General features: G+C 42.5%; 11 protein-coding genes and 1 tRNA gene. 5 read left to right on the forward strand and 7 right to left on the reverse strand.

Annotation, left to right across the window (positions count from 1 at the left end; genetic code table 11):
- Positions 1-12 precede the first annotated feature (12 nt).
- Both dcm and FG28_RS06190 read left to right on the forward strand, forming a co-directional pair.
- A complete protein-coding gene (gene dcm / locus FG28_RS06185) occupies positions 13-1,260 on the forward strand; it encodes a DNA (cytosine-5-)-methyltransferase (RefSeq protein WP_036380854.1) in 1,248 nt (415 codons plus the stop codon).
- Complete coding sequence (locus tag FG28_RS06190) at positions 1,238-1,846, forward strand: hypothetical protein (protein WP_036386223.1); 609 nt, start codon at positions 1,238-1,240, stop codon at positions 1,844-1,846. The genes dcm and FG28_RS06190 overlap by 23 nt, the downstream gene beginning before the upstream one ends.
- Here the strand turns inward: FG28_RS06190 and FG28_RS06195 are convergent, their stop codons facing one another.
- Genes FG28_RS06195 through FG28_RS06205 form a run of 3 tightly spaced genes read right to left on the reverse strand, consistent with a single transcriptional unit; the run spans position 1,847 to position 3,651 of the window.
- Entirely contained in the window at positions 1,847-2,287 is a 441-nt protein-coding gene (locus FG28_RS06195; protein ID WP_036386225.1) for a GNAT family N-acetyltransferase, read from the reverse strand. It lies immediately after the preceding gene.
- On the reverse strand, positions 2,287-3,210 hold the full coding sequence (locus tag FG28_RS06200) for a cation diffusion facilitator family transporter (RefSeq protein ID WP_036380857.1): 924 nt from the start codon (positions 3,208-3,210) through the stop codon (positions 2,287-2,289). The genes FG28_RS06195 and FG28_RS06200 overlap by 1 nt, the downstream gene beginning before the upstream one ends.
- Positions 3,211-3,219: 9 nt before the next feature.
- Positions 3,220-3,651, reverse strand: coding sequence for an RpiB/LacA/LacB family sugar-phosphate isomerase (locus FG28_RS06205; protein WP_036380859.1), 432 nt, complete (start codon positions 3,649-3,651; stop codon positions 3,220-3,222).
- 591 nt (positions 3,652-4,242) lie between these two features.
- Between FG28_RS06205 and rnr the strand changes: the two genes are divergently transcribed.
- The 3 genes from rnr to FG28_RS06220 are packed head-to-tail and all read left to right on the forward strand — an operon-like array spanning position 4,243 to position 7,830.
- Positions 4,243-6,426 carry a ribonuclease R gene (rnr, locus tag FG28_RS06210; RefSeq protein ID WP_036380861.1) on the forward strand — a complete coding sequence of 728 codons (2,184 nt, stop codon included), beginning with the start codon at positions 4,243-4,245 and terminating at the stop codon, positions 6,424-6,426.
- A gap of 52 nt (positions 6,427-6,478) precedes the next feature.
- Positions 6,479-7,156, forward strand: a complete 678-nt coding sequence (locus FG28_RS06215) for a head GIN domain-containing protein (RefSeq protein WP_036380864.1) — start codon at positions 6,479-6,481, stop codon at positions 7,154-7,156.
- Between the two features lie 5 nt (positions 7,157-7,161).
- On the forward strand, positions 7,162-7,830 hold the full coding sequence (locus FG28_RS06220) for a LysE family translocator (RefSeq protein ID WP_036380866.1): 669 nt from the start codon (positions 7,162-7,164) through the stop codon (positions 7,828-7,830).
- Between the two features lie 31 nt (positions 7,831-7,861).
- Here FG28_RS06220 and FG28_RS06225 read toward each other — a convergent pair.
- The 4 genes from FG28_RS06225 to FG28_RS06240 form a co-directional block, all read right to left on the reverse strand.
- Positions 7,862-7,932 (reverse strand) — tRNA-Cys (locus tag FG28_RS06225).
- 45 nt (positions 7,933-7,977) lie between these two features.
- Positions 7,978-8,340, reverse strand: coding sequence for a dihydroneopterin aldolase (gene folB, locus FG28_RS06230; RefSeq protein WP_036380868.1), 363 nt, complete (start codon positions 8,338-8,340; stop codon positions 7,978-7,980).
- A gap of 44 nt (positions 8,341-8,384) precedes the next feature.
- Positions 8,385-9,341 carry a type IX secretion system membrane protein PorP/SprF gene (locus FG28_RS06235; RefSeq protein ID WP_036380871.1) on the reverse strand — a complete coding sequence of 319 codons (957 nt, stop codon included), beginning with the start codon at positions 9,339-9,341 and terminating at the stop codon, positions 8,385-8,387.
- Between the two features lie 23 nt (positions 9,342-9,364).
- Positions 9,365-23,650, reverse strand: coding sequence for a T9SS type B sorting domain-containing protein (locus tag FG28_RS06240; RefSeq protein ID WP_081894237.1), 14,286 nt, complete (start codon positions 23,648-23,650; stop codon positions 9,365-9,367).
- Between the last annotated feature and the right edge of the window lies 1 nt (position 23,651).

Below are 23,651 nucleotides of genomic sequence, written 5' to 3' on the forward strand. Positions count from 1 at the left end.
CTATTTTTGGATATGCAACAACTTAAGGTCTGTGAACTTTTTGCCGGTGTAGGTGGTTTTCGATTGGGTTTGGAAAAAACAGGACACTACTCCGTAGTGTGGAGCAACCAGTGGGAGCCCGCTACCAAAATGCAACATGCCTCATTGGTGTACGAAGCCCGTTTTGGTTCAAAAAACCATTCCAACACCAACATTGAGAATGTAAAAACAGACGACATTCCAGACCATGATGTTTTGGTGGGCGGTTTTCCCTGTCAGGATTATTCCGTGGCCACTTCCTTAAAAAATTCCAAGGGACTTTTAGGTAAAAAAGGCGTGCTCTGGTGGTCCATTCACCGGATTCTTTCGGAAAAGAAAAACAAACCCAAATACCTGTTTTTGGAAAATGTGGACCGGTTATTAAAATCGCCTTCTACCCAACGTGGGCGGGATTTTGCTGTTATGCTCCGTAGTTTGTCTGATTTGGGTTATGCTGTGGAATGGCGTGTAATCAATGCGGCCGAGTATGGAATGCCTCAGCGCCGAAGGCGCGTTTTTTTCATGGCGTATCATGAGTCTACCGAACTTTTTAAGTCCCTTAAAAATTCCAGCCCTACCGATTGGATTTTACATGATGGGGTAATTTCCAACGCTTTTCCTGTTGAAAAGAAGGCTCATACTGTAGTTTCTTTTGATTTGGATGAGGACTTGGTGGCACTTTCCAATCATTTTAATACCGAAAAAGAACTTTCTCCGTTTTTAAACTCTGGAATTTGCATAGATGGGTCGATTTCCACCCTAAAAACAACTCCATCGTATGACGGAAATCCTACCGTTCTTTCCGATATTTTAGAAAACGGTTCGGCTGATCCAAATCTATACATTAATGACAGCGACCTTGCAAAATGGGAATATTTAAAGGGCGCCAAAAAAGAAATCCGCAGAACCAAAGCTGGTTTTGAATATAAGTATAGTGAGGGCAGTATGGTATTTCCGGATGCGCTTGATCAACCTTCCAGAACCATTATAACCGGAGAAGGAGGTAAATCCCCTTCTCGGTTTAAGCACGTGGTCCAAACAAAAAAGGGACTGCGAAGACTTTCTCCTGTTGAATTGGAACGGTTGAACATGTTTCCGGACAATCACACGTTGCTAGAAGGAATCCCGGATGCCAAACGGGCATTTTTTATGGGAAATGCCTTGGTTGTGGGTGTTGTGGAACAGATTGGTTCTGCCCTGTTCCAAAAAATATCCCAAGTTGAAAAGCAATTTCAAAGCTGACCTATCCAAAGAACAACGTTTAGCCCCATTATTGGATTTTTATTACCTAAAACATTTAAAGCAGTATTCTTTTGAGCGCATCCATGATTTGGAACAACAGTTTTTGGGTATTGATGTTATCCTAACGGATAAAAAAACGGGCACAACCTATTTTGTGGATGAAAAAGCCCAACTGGATTATATCAACGAAAATCTCCCCACATTTGCTTTTGAACTTTTCTACGAAAAAGACCACACTCAAAAACAAGGTTGGCTGTTCGATGCTTCCAAAAAGACTCATTTTTACGCCTTGGTGACCAGTATTTTTTCGGATGAGGAAGACAGTTTTACTGCTTGCAACATCACTTTTGTGAACCGGGAAAAATTGATACAACACTTGACCTCTTTACACTTGACCCAAAAACGCTTTCAGGAAATTGTTCTTCAGCATAAAGGGTATCATGGTAAAATGGGACTCGAAAAACTACATCCATGGCACGAGGGGTATCTGTTTTTTTCCACCCAAAACAAGGCGGAAAAGCCTATAAATCTGATCTTAAAATTGGATTATTTAATTGCGGTTGGCGTTGCTAAAAGGTTGGTTTGATTATTTATACAACATCCGAACATGGGGAATGCCATCCTCCAAATATTCCTCACCAAAGGCGATAAATCCCATTTCTGTATAGAATTTTAGGAGATATTTCTGTGCGGAAATTTCAATGGAGGTTTTAGGAAATCGTTGTGCCAATGCAGCAAGGGAAACTTGCATAATCTGTTTACCATACCCATATTTTCGCTGATTGTTGGCAACCACTACCCTTCCAATGCTACCATTTTCAAAATAATCCCCCGGTCTGAACATTCGGGTGTACGCGACAAGTCCTCCATTTTTCAGTCCCAAAACATGAAGGGCTTTTTGGTCCTTATTGTCTATATCCTGGTACACGCAATTTTGTTCCACCACAAAGACCTCGCTGCGCAACCGGAGTATTTGGTATAATTCTTCCGTGGAAAGTTCATCGAATGTTTTTATAACAGCCTCCATCAATCCTGAACTATTACCTGTTTGGAATCACATTTGTCAAACTCGGGTTGAATGTTAACATGATTAATGCCGTGTTTGTGGTAAACGTGTTCTTCTATTTTCTCCAAAATGGTATCAAACTCAGATAGTTTAATGTCCTCTTTAAAGTCGATATGGGCCTCCATGTGAACCTCATCTTCATTAAGTTGCCAAATATGAACATGGTGTACGTTCTTAACGAGCTCTATGGTACAAATAGATTCTACAATATCTTGTATAACTATGGATTTTGGCGTGAAGAGCATTAACACTTTTGTGGATTCTTTCAATAAATCATACCCCATGTAGATTAAATAAATGCCAATCAACATGGTCAATATGGCGTCTACCCAATACACTTGAAAAAACTTCATCAAAATACCCCCAATCAAGACCGCCACAGATGCCATCATATCCGTTAACAGATGCAGGTAGGCCGATTTCATGTTCATGTTGCTCTCTGAATCTTTTTTCAACAAAAGCACACTGAACCCATTGGCCAAAATTCCCAATAAAGAAAGCCAAATCACCAAATTGGATTCAATCACTTGGGGATCATAGAGACGTTCCACAGCTTCTTTCATCAAAAAAATAGCCACCACCACCAAGGTCGCGGCATTTACAAAAGCTGCCATGATTTCTGCCCGCTTGTACCCAAAAGTTTTAAGACTGGATGCTTTTTTCTTCCCAAAAATGGTGGCTACATAGCTAATGATCAGCGAAAGTACATCACTAAAATTATGGAGCGCGTCCGACAAAAGGGCCAAACTCCCTGAAATAAGTCCACCTATGACCTGCGATACGGTTATGGCAATGTTCAAAAGGATAGAAATAAGAAGATTCCTTCCCTTTAAATCATTGTGCGCATGCGAATGGCCATGATTGTGGTGATGGTGATGACCCATTTGCTTGGTTTAACTGCAGGGTATTTTTTCTATTCTTCTTTCGTGCCTACCTCCTTGAAATTCGGTATTCAAAAAAGTTTCTACCATATCCAACGCTTGGGGAAGCGCAATAAAGCGGGCTGGGAGACTTAAGATGTTGGCATTGTTATGTTCTCGGGCCAATTCTGTAATTTCTTTGTTCCAGCAAAGGGCACCACGTACTTTTTGGTGTTTGTTGATGGTCATGGTGGCGCCATTTCCACTTCCGCAGATAACGATGCCCAAGTCCACTTTGCCCTCTTCCACATCTTTGGCCACAGGATGAACAAAGTCGGGGTAATCCACACTATCGGTACCATCGGTACCATAATTTATAACTTCTATTCCTTTTGATTTTAAAAGCCCTATTATGGCCAACTTGTAATCGGTTCCAGCATGATCGTTTCCTATGGCAATCTTCATGGTTTTTGTATTAATGTGATAGATTACAAAGGTACGATTCTTTTTGAGTGGGCATGTTGATAAAAAACAACCAATCTTTGCATGTATTTGTAGAACAACACATTATCATTTTTCCTGTTTTGTTGATCTTTTTAAGAAAACTAAGTGTAATTAAATTTTGATTTTCATAAAAATAAATGCAGTACAATAATTTCTTAATGTTAATCTGATAATTCTTTAAAAATTAATCAACCCAATGGGAACAAAAAACACGAATAGTTAACATTAAATCAACCTTAAGTTTTCAATAAATTTATGTTGAAAACGGTTATTAAAATCAGTTCATAACAAATGCAATCAGTTGATTTTTATAGTTTTTATGATGTGAAAAATTGTGAACAAAAAACTTCAACTGTTCAAAGCAAGAAATTAACGTAAAAATTATTCCACATTTCAACAGTCCATCATCATCATCATTTTTTTAAATTTTAAAAGAAAGAAAAGATGATATTATAATAATTGTTGATAAAACGCCTTGTGATAAGGATTACTTTACCTTTCTTGGTAGGTCAAGAATTTTAATTTGTATTTTTCAAAAAAATAAGGACGTAAATGTCAAAGAAAAAGAAGAGGAACAGGAGTCAGCGGAAGAATGAGATTACCAAGGGCATTTTTACAGTTCTTGAAAAAGAACCGTCACAAAGCTTTAACTACAAGCAAATAGCCGCACAATTAGGCATTACCGATACCCAAGATAGAAACGATTTGATCAAACGTCTGGGACAGTTGAAGGCCAACGATAGAATTGTGGAAGAGGAACGGGGAAAGTATAAGAAGAAACCGAGCCTACATACCTATTTTACCGGAAAAGTGGATATGACCACCAGTGGCAATGCTTATGTAGTGGTGGAAGACAAGGATGATGATATTTTTGTTCCTTTCAACCGAATGAACAAAGCGTTCCACGGAGACATGGTAGAGGTTTTTTTAAAGCCCAAACGAAATGGAAAACGACCGGAAGGTGAAGTTTCAAAGGTTTTAGAGCGACGAAAATCCTCTTATGTGGGCATTGTGGACAAACAAAAGACTTTTGCTTTTGTTCGGCCTACGGACCAAAAAATGTATACAGATATTTTCATCCCCCTTGAAAAGCTGAAAAAGGCAAATGATGGAGATAAGGTATTGGTACAACTTGGCGATTGGCCAGATGATAGAGATTCGCCTTATGGTGAAGTGATCGAGGTACTGGGAAAACCAGGCGAACATGATACCGAAATACATTCTATTTTGGCAGAGTACGGTCTTCCGTATGAGTTTCCCCTTGAAGTGGAACAATTTGCCCAAACCTTGGATACTTCGATCAAAGAATCGGAGATTGCCAAGAGAAGGGATATGCGGGATGTCCTCACTTTTACCATAGATCCCAAAGACGCCAAAGATTTTGATGATGCCCTATCCTTTCAACAATTGGAGAATGGGAATTATGAAATTGGGATTCATATTGCGGATGTTTCCCATTATGTAATGCCAGATACCATTTTGGAAGATGAGGCCTTTGATCGGGCCACATCGGTGTATTTGGTGGACCGGGTGGTGCCCATGCTTCCCGAAGTATTGTCCAATAATGCCTGTTCCCTTCGACCCAATGAGGAGAAATATACCTTTTCTGCCATTTTTGAAATGGATGACAAGGCCAAATTGGTCAATCAATGGTTTGGTAGGACCGCGATTAATTCCAATGAGCGTTTTGCCTATGAAGAGGCGCAACATATTATTGAAACAAAACAGGCCAACATTCCAAAAGATATTTCAATACGAGGGAATGCCTATACAGTTTCCAATGAGGTTAAAGATGCCATCCTTAAGTTTGATGAATTGGCCAAGATTATGCGAAAGGCACGCATGGATGCTGGAGCCATTTCTTTTGATAAGATCGAAGTACGTTTCAACCTCAATGAAAAGAATGAACCGGAAAGCGTGTACTTCAAAGAATCAAAGGATGCCAATAAACTGATTGAGGAATTTATGCTGCTGGCCAACCGAAAAGTGGCGGAATTTATCGGGAGGAAGAAAAAAACCTTTGTCTATCGGGTACATGATGAGCCGGATGAAGAGAAATTACTGGCCTTGAACGGCGTTATTTCTCGTTTTGGACATAGTATTAATCTAAGGGATAGAAAGAGTATCAACAGCTCCCTAAACCAGTTGTTGGAGGATGTAAAAGGTAAGAAGGAACAGAATTTAGTGGATACTTTGGCCATACGTAGTATGAGCAAGGCCATATATACTACGGATAATATTGGTCATTATGGTTTGGGATTTGAGTACTACACCCATTTTACCTCGCCCATCCGTAGATATCCGGATGTCATGGTCCATAGGTTACTGCAGCATTATTTGGATGGCGGTAAACCACCCAAAGAGGCCATTTATGAAGAAAAATGTAAACATTCCTCAGACATGGAACTGTTGGCAGCCAATGCAGAACGGGATTCGGTCAAGTACATGCAGATCAAGTTTATGGAAGACCATAAGGACCAAGAGTTTTTGGGCGTGATTTCTGGAGTGACCGAATGGGGCATTTATGTGGAAATCATTGAAAATAAATGTGAGGGAATGGTCAGGATTCGGGATATTAAAGATGATTACTACGTATTTGATGAACGCCAATATGCCATTGTTGGTGAACGGAGAAAAAAAGTATATCAATTGGGAGATGAAGTATATGTAATGGTAAAAGATTCCGATTTGATCAAAAGACATTTGGACTTTTCGTTGATTGGTAAGAAGGAATGATACTATTTTGGAATAAAATTTGTTATCCTATTGAGAACCAAATTTTTATAGTATGAAAACCTACGCAACGGTATTGTTGGGCTTTTTTTTACAGTTGGTCACGGCCCAAGGGGAATTAACACAAAACCTTGAAAGTTATACAGAGGTAAAGGCTTTTGATGGTTTGTCCATAAATTTGATAAAGTCGAATGAAAATAAGGCGGTCATTACTGGAGCAAATACTGAAAAAGTGGCCATTGTAAATAACGATGGTGTGCTAAAAATAAGAATGCAGATTGACAAGATGTTCAGTGGGTACAGAACGTATGTTGATTTGTACCACACCGAAACCCTGAAGGTAATTGATGTAAATGAGGATGCGCGTATTTCATCGGATGAAACCTATGTACAGGATGTATTGGAACTGAAAGCACAGGAAGGTGCTAAAATGGAAATCAACTGTCAAGTAGATCAACTCTTGATCAAATCAGTTTCAGGAGGAGAAATTATGGCCGCCGGATTTTCCAATAATCAGGATGTTATCATTAACACAGGGGGCGCTTACAATGGAAGAACATTTAAAACAAAATTTACGACCATCTCCGTCAATGCAGGGGGCAATGCTGAAATTTACGCAACCGATTATGTAAAAGCCAACGTAAAGGCGGGAGGTGAGGTACTGGTCTATGGCGACCCAAAGAAAATGGATGAAAGTACCGTGTTCGGTGGAAAAATTAAAAGAGTGGAATAAGCAACATGATTGATGATATCCAGGCAGCCATACCATTAGGATTTTTACTGAGTTTTATGATCGGGCCTGTCTTTTTTGTACTCTTGGAAACAAGTGCAACAAAAGGATTCAGGGCAGGGGTAAGTTTGGATATAGGGGTGATCATTGCTGATATTGTGTTTCTGCTCATCGCCTATTTCAGTAGTTTCCAATTATTGGAAAACCTGAGCAATCAACCCGGTCTTTTTGTTTTTGGGGGAATGATTCTATTGATCTATGGCATTGTGCTCTTTGTGAAAAAGGATGGAAGAAAAGCAAGGCTAAAAGCCAAGAAGGGCAATTATCTTGCACTTATGTTTAAAGGTTTTTTGTTGAACTTTATCAATATTGGTGTACTGGCTTTTTGGTTGGGCCTTCTTATTGTGGTGGGACCCAGTTTGGATAACAATCCCAACCGGATGATGGTCTTTTTCTCTACAGTACTGATTGTTTATTTTTCTACGGATTTAATTAAGATTCTGCTTGCTAAGCAGTTAAAAAGATATTTGACCAAAGAACGGATTATTCTTATTAAAAAGGGGCTTGGAATTGTTCTGATCATCTGTGGAATTGTCTTGATCACTAAAGGATTTCTACCCAAGGATGAGTTCAACATCCAAAAAGAAATCGAACGGATAGAACACATCAATCAATAAAAAAACCCAACAAATTTCTGCTGGGTTTTAGAGGCATCGAGCGGATTCGAACCGCTGTACAAGCTTTTGCAGAGCTGTGCCTAGCCACTCGGCCACGATGCCGTTTAGGAGAGCAAATGTACTACTTTTTTTAGGTTACCCAAACGATTATTTGGGCCTTTCACCTTCCAAAACAACGGTCACGCTTTCCACATCCCCACCAATGGGCGGATTAATTTTTGAAACTTCTACCCCAACTTTTGAAACTTCTTGTATTTCAAAAAAAATACGGTCAATGATGCGTTTGGCAACATGTTCCAAAAGATTGGAGCGTATGGCCATTTCCTCTTTTACAATATTGTTCAAATGAACGTAATCTACGGTTTCGCTAAGCTTATCGGATGCTGCAGGTAAGGAAAGATCGGCAGAAATTTCCAAGTCCACCCTATAATCGCTTCCTATGAGCATTTCTTCCTTTAAACACCCGTGATTGGAATGTATCCTAATGTTGTTTACCCTAATCTTTCCCACACCTCTGGTTTAAACAGGGCAAAAATAGGATAAAACCAACGAAATCAATACATACATCTACAGTTGCTTATTCCTTGGAAGAGATCCATTCCAATAGTGACCACATGTGTACCAATATTATACCCTGATATTTCATTGGTCAATATTTGGTAGGAATATCCAAAGTATAGATTGTTTTTCTTTATACCCGCCATGGGAGACAGATAAAGAGGGGTCAACGGTTGACTGGGATCATTCAAGAAACGATACGTTAAACCAACGTAATAGTAATCCTCGAAATCGTAAAAACGGAATTTGGCATTCAAGTCGGTAACAGAACGATTGTCACTTTCGAACCATTGAAAAAAAACGGATGGCTCCAACTCAAATTTGCTGTTCTTGTTTTTCTTAATGGAATAACCCGTATAGATATAGTAGTTTCTTAGGGTGTTGGGTTCAAAGATAGGGTTAAAACTCTCTAGGTTTTTAGGTAAAATATTGGCCGCGTTAAGACTAAAATAGAAACTATTCTTGCGGTACAATATGCCCACATCAAAATTATGGTTGGTAGTGGCCTTATCATCTACTGGAAGTTCACCGTTGCTTTCCGTAAAATTTTCAGTATCAATACGGAATTGATTAAAATTATAGGAAATACCAAAGGATAAGAATTGATCAACATAACGATCTATGGTCAAATGGTGCGCAAAGGAAACACGGGCACCTCTTTGCTTGGTAAATCCATTACTGTCATTGTATAGAAACATACCCAAACCTGAGCGGTTTCCAATCCTGGCATCGGCTGCCAAGGTTTGGGTATCTGGTGCATCTTCAATACCTACCCATTGTGTGAGTCCATTTAAGCGTACCTTAATATGGTCACCAATTCCAGCATATGTTGGGGATATTAGGAACGGGTTGTCAGCATTATATTGGGAGTGTTGTGGCAGGGTCAACTCCTGACCCTTGACTCCCACGGCCAACAAGACCAAAAGGATTAAGATGTATGCTTTTTTAAACATTGTGGTTCAAGTAGGTTATGTTATTATCGATAAAGGGTAAAGTGGCCCACAAATTCCCGGTCATCCAACTCACCATTTAGGCGTACCACGTACCAGTAATCACCGGTTGGAAGGGGCTTGCCATCATAATCACCATCCCACCCAGCGGTGTCTACGGTCATTCGTTCCACTACTCTACCATAACGATCGTAAATAATAATTAGTACATCAGGGAAGCCCTCAATATTCTCGGGAATCCACATATCGTTGAGGCCATCTCCATCAGGTGTAAAGAAGTTTGGCATTTCAATGTCAATGAACTCCATGTATATCTCTGCTGTTGCCTCACATCCATTCTGATCTATGACCGTTACTGTGTATGTATCCGTTCTATTGATGTAGAAAATGTTGTTCGTTCCGTTGTTGTAATCATTAAAATAGAACGTATAGTCCTCTACACCACCGTTTGCAATGGCAGTGATTTGGTTGATGTTATTGTTTTCCAGCACCAAGGTCAAAGGCTCATATCCCTCTATGGTGAAATCATAAGTGGTCATACAACCATTGGCATGTGCTATGGTGATATAGTGATCACCTGGAGTCATATTGGTAAAGTCTGATGACAATTGCATATCTGCGGGATCGGTTGAATCCAAAGCATACAATACATCTGCTTCAACCGTTGGGTCTTCAAAGACTATATCCAGATAATTTTCAGGAATGTTTCCGGTACACTCATACATGGGCGTTACGGTGGCATTTAGGTTAACACCAGGTTCTATCTCTACAAAAACATTGGTCTCACATCCTTGGGCGTCACGAACAAATACCACATGGGTTCCTGCTGGCAAATCTTGGAACATGGTTTGATTTGGTACAAAGTCAGCATCAGCATTTGAATTCAAGGCAGTCTCATAAGGAGCGGTTCCTCCAGAGATTTGAAGCTCAAACGATCCATCTGCACTGTTAAAGCATACTTCGTGCATAATGTTGATCGCCTCGGCCACTACTGGTTCTGGTTGAACAATTTCGAACTGGAAGGTTATAAAGCAACCATTTCTATCCTGAGCGATTACGTCATAAACACCAGGAGCCAAGTCTTCAAAGGTATTGTCGGTATCAAACTGATCAAGGTTTGGTGAAATGGCGTAGAAAATCTCACCTGTTCCTCCTGAAACCTCAACGGTGATGGTACCATCGTTCATACCCGCACAGGTAACATTGGTAAAGCTCTCCTCATCAACTTGCAATGGAGCAGGGTCTACAATTATAATCTCAGGAGAGACCTCTTCACAATCTTGGCTGATAACACGTACATAGTAGCTTCCAGCAGGTAAGTTGTTGAAAATCCCACTGGATTGCGGACCATTTATCAGATTGGAAAGTGCAGCGTCACCAAATAGCTCATATTGATAATTACCCAATCCACCTGTAGCTTGTGCCCTAATAGTGGCCGTTGATTCACCCATACAGTTGATAAAGGCCGCAGAGTCATCTATGTTGATGGTCAATGGCGGAATCATGTCCACACTTACTTGATTGGAGATTTGTGCCTCACAACCAAATGCATCACGCACATAGTATTGGTATACTCCAGCACCTACATTAAAAGTGTGGGTGTCGCCTCCGCTCATGGCGGAATAGGAAATACCATCTGTACTGTACTCATACGGAGCAGTTCCTCCAGTGGCCGTCAATTGGATTTCAGCAAGATTGTTACAGGTCATGGCGCTCACTTGTATCAATGAAGCAGCAACGTCCGTAGGTTCGGTAATGGTCACTTGTGGCGTTTCCACATCGCAACTCCAACCATCGGTTACTGTGATGCTGTAAATTCCAGCACCCAAATTGTTGAACGTATCCGAAGATTGTTCTCCCGTTGTGAACAAAATGGTTGTACCTGTTGGGTCGTAGATGTTCAATTGATATTCATACACACCTTCACCGCCAATAACATTTATAGCCGAAACAGACGCATTTTCGTCTCCATAACAGGTTAACATGGTTGTTGAAGCGGCAATATCGGCAGTTATCGGATCAGGTTGAATCAAAGTAATAGGCTCATTGATGACACATCCATTGGCATCAGTAATTTGAACATCAAAAACACCAGCGGACAATCCACCAAACAGATAGCTATACACATCGTTCCTAGTATATACTTGTGAGGTTGTGGTATTGGTTACAACAATATCATACGGGGCGTATCCTCCGGTAGGGCTCACCAATAATTCTCCTTGGTCACTGGTACAGGTAACGTTTGCCAATTCTTGTGGGATCACTTCCAATTCTGCACTTGGTGAAATGATGGTTATGGTGTTGGAGTCCTCAACACACTCTGGATAACCCGTTTCAGATACCCTTACAAAGTAATTGCCACCCACCAAAACAGGGTCTGTGATGGACAATGGGTTTGTAGAAGTATTGGCGCTTCCCGTAATACCAGTTGTAGTACCATTGGAACTGAACACCTCATAATCATAGGCTCCAGTATACCCAGACACATTGATTTCAAGGGTACCGGCCCCACCAAAACAAATGGCAGGAGCGGTGGCTGTGGCCACCACATCGATTAAGTTATATGGTGCGATGGTGTACGGAGCTGTGGTCACATAACAGCCCGTAGCATCATCCGTAACCCTAAAGGTATACGTACCTGGGGCAATCAACTCAAAAGTTGCGGTGGTATTGGTCAACACCACTGGAGCAGATCCATAAGGATTACCAATCGGTAACAATTCAAAAGTGTAGCTATTGGACAAATCTCCGTTATCAGAAACAGTTAACAACACTTCCTCTGGATTAACACAGCTAATCGCCACATTCTGGGTTACATCAACCGTAAATGTGTTGATGGTCGGAATTACTACAGAAGCGGTTGTGGTACAGCCGTTGGCATCTCTAACGTAAACCGTAATATTCTGATCTAACCCAGTATCGATGATAGGGAATGTATTGGAAGTCTGGAAGTTGATGTTGTTCAAACTGTACACATAATCCGCCGTACCTCCAGTTGGTGAAACGGTGATTGTTGAAGTGTTCACCGAATTGTTCGGATTACATAAGAAGTCTGTGGCTGAAGCAGTCGCTGTCAATACCGTAGGTTCGGTAACCGTAGCGTCAAAGAAATCCTCACAAGCTCTTGAAGAAATCACACGAACGCGGTAATCCCCAGCAGGAAGATTATCAAATATGGCACTACTTTGTGCAAAACGATATGGTGTAACCAAATCAGACATTTCATAAAGCTCATAAGTATATACAGGGTCTACCACAGTAGTAGGGTCCAAAACCACGGTCAAACTAGCATCAGAACCACCAAAACAGTTTACATGGTCGGGCACAACATCATCGATAATAGGAATGACCCTATCATCCAGTTCTTGTGTAACGGTTACGGTACATGGTGTTCCAGTATCATTATCCGTAACGGTGAAGGTATAAACACCTGGTTGTGTAAGTCCTGTGAAGATACCCGTAGCATTAGTGTCGGTTGTAAATCCATCGGGATAAACTACATCAAAGGTGAGGTTAGATGAACCTCCGCTTACATTCACGGTAATTCTTCCTCCGGGATCCACAGTACAGTCTATGGGTTTTACGACAGTTGTTGTGGCCGTCATGGCATCCAAGAGCACAACGGGGCCTACCGTTGTGGTACAGGTCCATTGATCGGCAATCAATACTTCATAAGAGCCCGCACCCAATCCAGAGAAAACAGGATTGGTCTGTGGTGAACCAACATTACTTCCATTTCGGATAAGTTGGTAGGTATAATTGCTTCCTTGTCCACCAGCTGTGCCTACAACCTCAATTTCACCTTGAAGATTGGTACAGTTTTCAACATTTACTTGAAGTGTGGCCGTAATTGGAGTTGGGTCTACCAACACAATATTATCCTGAATCATTTGCTCACAACCACTTGAGTCGATGACCCAAGCTTCATAGGTTCCTGGAACAAGGGAAGCAAAATTTGGACTTGCCACATAATCACCGGGTCCGGTTGGCGCAGAAGTTCCAATATAATAGTTGTAACCTCCCCAGCCTCCTGTTACATTGATAATTTCAATGACACCATCATTTCCAACACAGGTTATTGGGGTAACCTGGGTGGTTCCTGCGATAGGCGCAGCAGGACCAGCAATGGTAAATGATTCAGCATAGACACATGCAGAACCAGGAGGGTTGGTATCGGTGACTTCAATGTAATATGTTCCGGCAGCAAGCCCTGTAATGGTAAAGCTACCATCGGCATCAGAACCTGTGGTGGTAACATCATCGGCTAAGTTGACAGGCGTATTGTTGATATCGTAGTATAAGGTGTAGCTGGTTGCACTGGCATAGGTGATGCTTGAGGCATCAACTAGATTTAGTTCTACCTCACCATCCGTTGCACCAAAACAGGTAATGTTGGTGGTGCTCACGATATCCAACTCCAATACTTCGGGATCGGCAACGGTATGCGATACACCAATGATACAACCGGTTACAGTGTTTCTTACTTCAAAGTTATGGGTGCCTACGCTCAATCCAGTGAAGCTTCCAGAAGCTTGGAAAACACCAGCAGGCAATATTCTAAACTCGTAGTTTGCTGGGTCTGTAGTTGAATTGGTAATGGATCCTGTTGCGGTGATGGTAATGTCTTCACCGGTAATACAGGTAGCAACGGCATCCACGGTTACACTGGCAGACAACAATTCGTCAAAAGGTGCAATGGTTTCCGTGGTGGTCCCCATACAACCATTATCGTCATAGACATTAATGGTGTAGACACCACCGGCCATATCCGTTTCAATATAAACCGGGTTATTACCTGATTGTACCACTACTGGAGCTTCAACAGCAACCGTATTGGGGTCATCCTCTTCAATGAATTCGTAAATCACATAAGTACCACTTCCCCCGGTTATGGAACCGGTATCCACAGTAATTGTGGCATTGTTCATATTGTTTCCAGCGGTACATGCAAACTCAACTACACTGGTATTTACATTGGCAATAGGGTCTGGCTCGGTAATGGTGATATTGAAAATATCCACAAAACAGCTGTTGTCCCCAACCCCACGAACACTATACGTACCGGCAGGAAGGTTTTCAAACGTATTTCCGTTCAATACAGCCCCAGCTGGCATAGGTGTCAGTGTATAGGTCAACGGATTTATTCCTGTATCGGTCTCAATGAGTGTAATACTACCATCATTAGCCCCATTACAGGTGACATCGGTATGGATTTCGGTAAAGCTGGGCAGGGGAGCGTCAGGAACATCTATAGTAATGGTATTTGAGCAGTTTGGAGGCGTAGTGCCCACATCAAATACAGTAACGTCATAGCTTCCTGCGGCTGCAGCACCCGTCCACGTGAATGGGTTGGTAAGAAGAGCTGTTCTTGCTTGATCATTGGCCCCGGGCCCATCTATAATAAATTCATAGTTTCCAGAACCAGAAATGACCTCGATTTCAATTTCTGCATTGGCTGCTGCACCAGGCTCACAGTCTAGGGCAACTGTTTGAATCACGTTAAATTCCAGTGGAGGGTGGATATCAAATGTATCGGTATCGGCACAACCGTTTAAATCTCTTATGGCTATGGTTTGACCCGCACCTGAACTTAAACCGGAAACGGTGTATTGGTTACTGCCATTGAAGGTAAAGTTTTGATATGCCGACCCATTTATACTTATTTGGAAAGGAGCCGAAGCCACACCAGAGTTATCGAGTGTGATGAGAACTTCAAACAATCCCTCATCAACACATTCATCCACTATGGCCAAGGTAATCTCTGGTCTTGGATCTTCATCAACCGTGATAGGTCTTTGGAAGATACACCCATACGCATCCATTACATATACCATGTAATCACCAGCTTCCACGTTTGCGGTAGTATTGCTGGTCCAACCTGCACTGGCAGCCGTAGGTGCCGGATCTGTATCCAATAAGTACTGATATTGGTAAGGCGCTGTACCATATCTACCTGCAGCAGTAATAACACCTGCATTGGGGTTACAGTTATCATTTGTTGGACTGGCCACATCCAAATCCAGAGCGTTTACGGATTCACGGATGGTAAACTCCCCACCATTAACGGAGCATCCATTGTTTGGGCCGCCAACTTCGGACAACAACAAGTAATATTCTCCTGGAGGCAATGTTGCAAAATTGTTGACTGTTACTGAGGTTGGTGGGTTTACAGATGCAGTTCCCGAATAACCTGTGGTAAGGTTGGACTGCCTGTTGAATATTTCGTATTGAACGTCTGTTGCTGCAGCATCAAACCCAGTGAAGGTGAATGAGATATTACCATCAGCGGAACCAGTACAGCTTACATTGTTTACAGCATCCAAGGTAGCCGTCATTGTAGAAGGCGTGTTGATTGGCGCTGCTGCCTCTTCAAAATAATAACAGTTGGTGTTAAGGTCAAAGACCACAAAAGTATAGGTAATGCCCGGGGTCAATCCTGTAAAGGTGGCGGTATCGCCTCCAGGAGCATCAGGAGCTTGGTAGCTGCTGGAGTATGGAGCAGAATAGGTTTCCAGAATGGCAAATTCGTAATTTCCACTCCCCACTGCGGCACCAACGGTTACAATTGCCGTTCCCCCAGACACACAATCTGCAGTGGCGGTACTCACGTCAATGTCAAGGTCATCAGGAGGTGATGCTATTATTTCAGTGGTATAGGAAGCACATCCGTTGGCATCTACAACATCTATTTGATAAATACCAAATTCCAAAACGGTAAAGGTATGGTCTCTGGCACCTGATGTAGTGGTATAGGTCTGCGGAGCAATCCCATTATTAGCCGTAAGGACATAGGTGTATTCTGCAGTTCCTCCGGAAACACCCGAAACAGTAATGGAGCCAGGATTGGTAACACCGGACATGGAATCACAAGTAATAGGAACATCTGATGTGGTATAGGTTATTGGGTCCGGTTGAGCAATTACCACAGGGAAAGGTGCAGAAACACAACCCTTGTCATCGGTAACCGTTACTTCATAAGAACCAGCGGGCAATCCAGTAGTTTGTGTTCCGTAGTTAGTTGGACCACTGGTTTCAACCACATTAATTGTGTATGGAGGGACCCCAACAGAGGTATCTATAACAACATCCAATGAACCTGTGCTTTCACCATTACAAAGGATATCTGTTGGGATAACATTGCTAATAACGGGAGGCACAGCTGGCGTCACCACAATACTGTTGGTAACGGTGGTACAAGCTATCGGTGCAGTGGTATCCGTTACTCGGAACTGATAAGTTCCATCTGTATTGGTTGAAAACACATTTCCAGTAAATCCAGAGGTATTGTACGAAGTCCCACCATCGTTGGACCACTCATAGGAGTATGTTCCTGACCCACCAGAAGCACTGATGGTAATAGTGGCATCGACCAAACAGGTCAGATCGCTGTTCAGGAAGGCAGACGCTGTTAATTCTGGGTTGATGGTTACGGTTTGTTGAATTCCAGTACAACCAAACCCATCGCGTACATCTATGGTGTATGTTCCTGCGGCTAGATTAGAAAATGTATGCGTTGTAGAGGTGGCTGGGCTTGGCGTAATCCAAGGACCACCGTTCAAACTAAATTGATAATCGCCATTACCATCCGTAACATCCACTTGAATGGTACCATCGTTATTTCCACTGTAACACGCCGTTGGTGTGGTGGTAAAAGTTATGGTAGCGGGAGGCACAACGGTAATGACCGCATCTGTGGCATCTTCACAAAGGTTGGTGTCCCTTGCACGAACAATATAATCTCCAGGAGCCAATCCTGAGAAAACATTGGATGTTTGGTACGCCGTTAGTACACCGCCCACACTATCTTCCAATTGGTATTCGTAAGCGGGTGTTCCTCCCGAAGCCGAAGCTGTAATAGTGGCACCACCATTACTACAGGTCATTACATTGGTTACCGAAGCGGTTGTTACCAAAGCGTTGGGCTCTGTAAGTATCTGGTTCAAGATAACGGAACAAGAATTGTCCAAAACATCCCTCACCTCAATAGTATAGGAGCCAGCAGCAAGACCCGATAGGGTAACAGGGCTTGAGGTTGAAGTTATAAAGCCTCCTGCTCCATTGACTTGGTACTCAAAACCGTTTATGGCATCAAAATTTTCAATTTCAAAGGTTATGGAGCCGTCTGCAGCACTGTTACAGGTTAAGTTTGTAAAGGCCGTAATTCCAGCATCAAAAGCATGGCCGTCCTCAATGTTTACATCAACAGTCAATGTACCGGAACATACTTCAGGAGTTTGGAACGCCTCAATATCATCAATGGCGATATCATTACCACCTGTAACGGCGGAATTGGTTCGGATAACAATATCAAGATTGGAATTCGCTCCTGGATTTAGGCTTACAGAATAGCTTTGCCAATCGTTTGCTCCGTTATTTTTTGGGATGCTTCCAGTCGTTGTGCTGGCAATAATGCTTCCTCCACCATCTACTAATTGAATCTCAATGGAGGGATCACCACCACTGGTTCCATTTCGCAATAGATTGAAGGCAAATAATGATACCGTAATATCCCTATTCGGAATAACCTCTACATTAGTTTTTTGATATACAATTCCACCCACTCCTGCAACACCACCAACATTTATGGCCAAAAACCTGCCCCCCGCCATTCCAGAATGATCATTTGGACTCAGCCATGTTCCGTAGGGGTTTACAATATTTTGAGTAACAGAATATTCCCCATCTTGGATATGTGTATCGGTGCCAAAACCGCAAAGACTGGCACTTCCATCTTGAGGTTCGTAGCAATAGGCAGGATCAATTTCAGTAATGCTGGTATTGGGTCCAATTCCAAAATTTTCCAACAACAGTACACTTGGGCTTGGTGCGGAATTACTGGTATAGTTTACAGTTACTGTATGATTTCCAACGGCAACATTATTGAACACATTGTTATCTGCGGGCGAATTTAGAGTTCCATCCAAAGCGTAGGTATAGTCAAAATTAGGACTATCTGGCGTCATGGTAATGGTACCTTCCCCATCACATTCGTAATCAATGGATGGTGTAACGTTTGGTGGCGTTGGAACCGGGTCAATGGTTACTGTCATGGGATAGGTACAAAGGTTCGCATCCCTGATGTAAACGGTGTGGGTTCCTGGCAACAAATAACCTATGGAGTTTGCTCCATAATTGGTTCCGCCATCAAAACTGTATTCATAAGGAGCAGTTCCTCCAATAGCGTTGGTAATTCTAACCTCGGCACCCAATCCAGGATTACACTCTGCCAATTGCGTAACAGCGGCAGATGCAGAAAGAGTCAAAGGTTCGGTTATGGTATATATTTCATTAACGATACAGTTGTTGGCATCCCTTACACGGATGTTGTAACTGCCCGCAGCTTGGTTTACGAACGTATTTGAGGTTTGATAAGTAGTTCCGTTGTTGATACTGTACTGATAGGGTGCCTCACCACCGGACGCAGTAATTGTGATGGTGGCCTGAGCCTCTCCACTACACAAAATTCCTGTGTCAGCTACGGAAATGGCCAATGGGGGATCTTGGGTAATGGTAATATCGTAGGTTGCCTCACAGAATCCAGCTGCACCACCATTGTCGCGGACATATACATCATAATCTCCAGCACCAGTTACAGTAACTGGATTTGTGGTTGAAAAATCCCCTGCATTTGGAGTAACGCCATCAGCAACAACGGCATAAACATAGTTCCCATCACCACCAGCAGCGGAGATGTTAATGTCCGTGTCGGTTGTACAGGCTGTAATGTTTGGAGCAGAAGCCACAACGCTCAACTCAGGATCAATAGTAATGGATGCAGAATCCACGCAGGTGTTTCCATCCCGAACTTGGATGGTGTAAGACCCTGGCCCTAGTCCAGTAAACACATTGCTAGCTCCAAACGGACCACCGTTTAGGCTATATTCATAATTACCATCTCCACCCGAAGTAACGTTGGCTGTTAATGTTAGACCAACAGCATCATCGTAACAAATATCATTGGGCACTATGGCCAATACGGGAGCAACGGCCTCTATAATGTCAAAAGTGTCTGTAAAGACGCATCCGTTAGCATCGGTTACAGTATACGCATAGGTTCCGCCAATGGTCAAGTTGTTGAACAGGCCATTGGTTTGAGCAGGCGGAAGAACAAACCCAACTGGACCTGCGGTGATTTCATAAGTATAACTTCCCCATCCACCAGAAGCAGTAATGGTCACAGATCCATCAGTAGGACAAGTTGGTTGTGTAACCGATGCCGTAGCCGTTAGCGCTGAAGGCGGCGCGTTGATGGTTACATTGGCAGTATCGGTACAGTTGGTAAAATTATCGGTAACCGTAATGGTATAGGTTCCTTCAGCCAATCCGCTTAAGGAAATTGTGCCATTGGTCTGAGCGGTTCCAGAGAATGTTGCTGGACCGGTTACGGAGTAGTCATAATCAGTGTTAAAGTTGCTTACGGTATAAAGCAATTCGCCGTCAGCGGCACCAAAGCAGGTAATGTTGCCCACAAGTTGTCCCACAACGGCGATTTCCGTAACAGGATCTATGGTGAAGGATTCATCATAGGTACAACCTTTGTCATCTGTTACCCTAAATATGTATGTGTCGGGAGCCAATCCATCAAAATCCGCAGAACCCCCAGAGGTTGAGGTAGCTGCGATTGCTGATGGTGCAATGATTTCAAAAACAAAAGGGGCATTTCCTCCAACCACGGTTGCGGTTACATCAGAAATGAATGTAGGGCAGCTTGGATTTGTGGCCGTAAAGGTTAAATCCGTTGGTGGATCCAATGGGTCAATCGTAATTGGGTTTGTATCGAAAGTACATCCGTTGGCATCCCGAACGGTAATCGTATAAGTGCCGTCGGTCAATCCGGAGAAAGTTTCCGCTCCTGGGCCGCTTACAAAGTTCACACCATCAATACTATATTCGTAAGGAGCGGTGCCCCCAGTAACATTTTGGGCCTCAATGACACCATCCTGCAAACAGGTATAGTCCTGGACCAAGACCGCTGTACCAGAAATGGCCATAGCGGGAGCTGAAATGCTGCTATACTCAAAATAATCACAGGAAGCGCTACCTTTTCTTTGGTTAATGACAACCACATAATCGCCATTGGTCAACCCAGGGAAATAACCAGAGGCATTGGTGGCTATGGCATCAGCCAAGTTATAGTTGTCTTCATCAAAGCCAGTGGCATCGAACAAATAATATGTAAGTTGATACCCATTGTCATCCACTAGGTTGAACTGTATGGACCCAGAGGCCTCCCCGTTACATAGCACATCGTTAACCGAAGTTGCATTGTACTCGGCGGCAGGTCTAAATTCAATGGTAACTGTGTTTGAAATATCATAGCAGTTGTTTCGATCTACTACCACAAAGGTGTAGTCTCCTGGATCATAAATATCGAAGATTTGACTGGTTTGATAGGCTGAAGCAGGAATATCGTTTACTGTAGGATATGAAATCTGTGAAACCCCGTTATCATCAACAAAGGACCAGATGGCATAAACGTGCGGTGTTTTTCCACCTGTGGACTCCATCAAAATGTTACCTTCTTTACAAGTAATATGCTGCGAAACCCTAGCCGTAAGAACAAGGTCGTCTAAATCTTCAATAACAACTTGTTCGTTATAAATACAACCGTCATCTGTGGAAACAGATACATCGTAAGTGCCGTCATTTAGGTTTTCAAAGGTATAATTGTTGTCCGTTGAGGGTCCATAGGTGTCAACTACTGTGCCCCCTTGTGAAACCTCATAATAGTATTGGGGCTCAACATTCAATACAGATATTGCTATTTCTCCTAAGCCGTTACAATCAATTTCTTTGGGAGTAATGTCAACTTGAAAATCTCTTCTAAGAATACCAATGTTGTCCAAGATAAATACGCATCCATCGGTAACACCTTGTTGTCTCATTTCAACGGTATAGGCACCATTATTGGCAATGTTAAAACTTGGACTTGTTTGATATGGAAACAATACATTCCCAGTGGATTGATCTATAAGTCTGTACTCATAACTGGCAGGCATATTGGTCACGGTGATGTTTCCATCCGTGTCACAAATAATGTCTTCCGAGGTATATTGGGGGTCCAATGGGTTTTTGTAGATGTTGAAATAGAACCTACTGAAACATCCATTTTGGTAATTAATGACCAATCGATATTGACCTGAATCTGAAGCGGTAAAGTCGTTTCCTGTATCCACAGTATTCCAAGTACAACCGCTATTGGTATTGGCGCAGTCTTGGGTGGCAGCAGCACAACTGGCTTCGTCCAATTGCTCCCAAACAATGCTCTGGGCATCTGGAATGTTTACTTGGATCAGCTCGGTGTCGTTGAGTCCGCACAAAAAGATTTCAGGGAGTTCACTACCATCATTGGGACAAACCACAATTTCTCCATCAATGGTGTTTGAAGTATCATTGATCAAGGCCGTAATGGGGTTGGATTGTACGCTTCCAAATAGTTCTACGGTGATGATTTCCATAAAATCCTTACAGGGATCAGCTACTTGCTTGTCTACTAGGTAGGTTCCTACTTCGGTTACCAAAATGGTGCTCGGATCGTTATCGGCATCAGCATCAGTAATAACGGTATCTGTACCTATATCTATTTGATTGTTCCCGTTTTCATCGCGATACCATGTATAGCTGTCAAAGTTGTCACCAGCGTCCAAAAGCACATTGGTGCCGCAAAGTTGAACCGTTCTGCTAAAATTACAAGCACTTAGGTCATCCAGCAAAAAGTTGGTGGCTCCTGGTGTTGGGAATCCACAACCATCAAATTCGGACACACTGGGGTCGTCCGTTATTTGTGCATTGTTAATGACCCCGCTATACGTGGAATAAGCCAAGTTTTGTATAATGTCGGTACAAGCGTCAATAAAGTCAAAACAGTTTTCTGCCACTTGTACTCGCATACGGATGGCGGCCATGGGATCTCCTTCCTCTACCAAACCATCTGGAATACTGAACAAAATAGTTCGTGTGGCTGGATCATAGGAGTAGGTGGCTCCTGCAGGCATGGTAATACTGCTTTCATCCAAGGTTACATTAATGGGCAGAATGTCTCGTATGGTATAGTATCTTTGAAAAGGATCCGAACTGGATGGATCCACTCCGGTAGCATCGTCATTACCTACATTTTCAAAGGAGAGTACATAGTCTAAATATTGCCCTAAGTTCACCCCTTGTCCTGTAATGTCGTTTCCGGCAATGTCCTCAACGGTTTTGGTAAGCTCAATGTTGGGCTCTATGATTTCTACATCCAGGGATGTAAAGAAAATATCATATTTATCTTGAGTAGAGGATGCTCTTAAAGTGGCCCCGGTCTCACTGTTTGGGATAACCGTCTGATTGGGGTTTGGTATAGTGAACAAATCCACGTCCCAACCCAAGGTATTTATACTGTTGGGATTCCTAGAGGTAATAATGTTGTCCTCAATGGTAATGTTACTATTGAAAAAGTTGTTGGTAGGATTTACCGTGTTTCCAAGGGAGGTAAAAGAGGCATTGCTATCAGCGCGAATGGCAAGTCCATCACCTGTGATTCTATTGTCTCCCTCCAAAGTGGCCACACCCAATTTGGCACGTACCGGAAAAGGTGCGGGCAATGTGGTAAAACCACTGAAAGGAATGTCTACGGTCTCTCCTGATTTTACACCGGCATATCCATCAAAAGTTGTAATGAATTTTCCTGGAAATGTTGGATTTTCATAGACCACAACCAAGGACCATCCTCCTGAAACCCCACCTTGTACATTGTCTCCAGAGCTGGCTCTAACATTGGCCACAAAATACTCCCCATCTGGGTTGGCCAATCCGGTTAATATGGAGGTTACGTCTTTATAACAAGCATACGGGGCATAATTTCCAAAATCTGAATCACCTTCACCATCAAATAGAATTTCATCAGCAGTAAGGTCTACGTAGGAGGCTCCCGGCACTTGAAATTTTATTTGGTTAAAATCAGTACTTCTGTTGGAATCACGATATACGGCAGACCAGTACAAACCAGCATAGCGAATCAAGGAACAATCAGAATCAGGTATGGTCAAGGTAGCACTACTGGAACTGAATGTGCTGGGATCACTATCAATATCTATGTATTGCATGTTCAAGTTATCGTTATAAGATGAGCTTGAACCTGTTACATTATAGGGGTCTTCGGGGTCGCTTCCCGACGAGTCCCGGTTTACAATATTATTGGCGATGAACGTAAGATCTCCCCTAAGCTCGTTTTCATAGCGGACATCAAAGGTGTTCTTGACCTGAGAGGTACCCACCCAAGGGATGAGCGCCATCCCAAGGAACAGCAATATTTTATATAAATGTTTGGTCATG

The organism is Muricauda sp. MAR_2010_75 (assembly GCF_000745185.1).
GTDB lineage: Bacteria > Bacteroidota > Bacteroidia > Flavobacteriales > Flavobacteriaceae > Flagellimonas.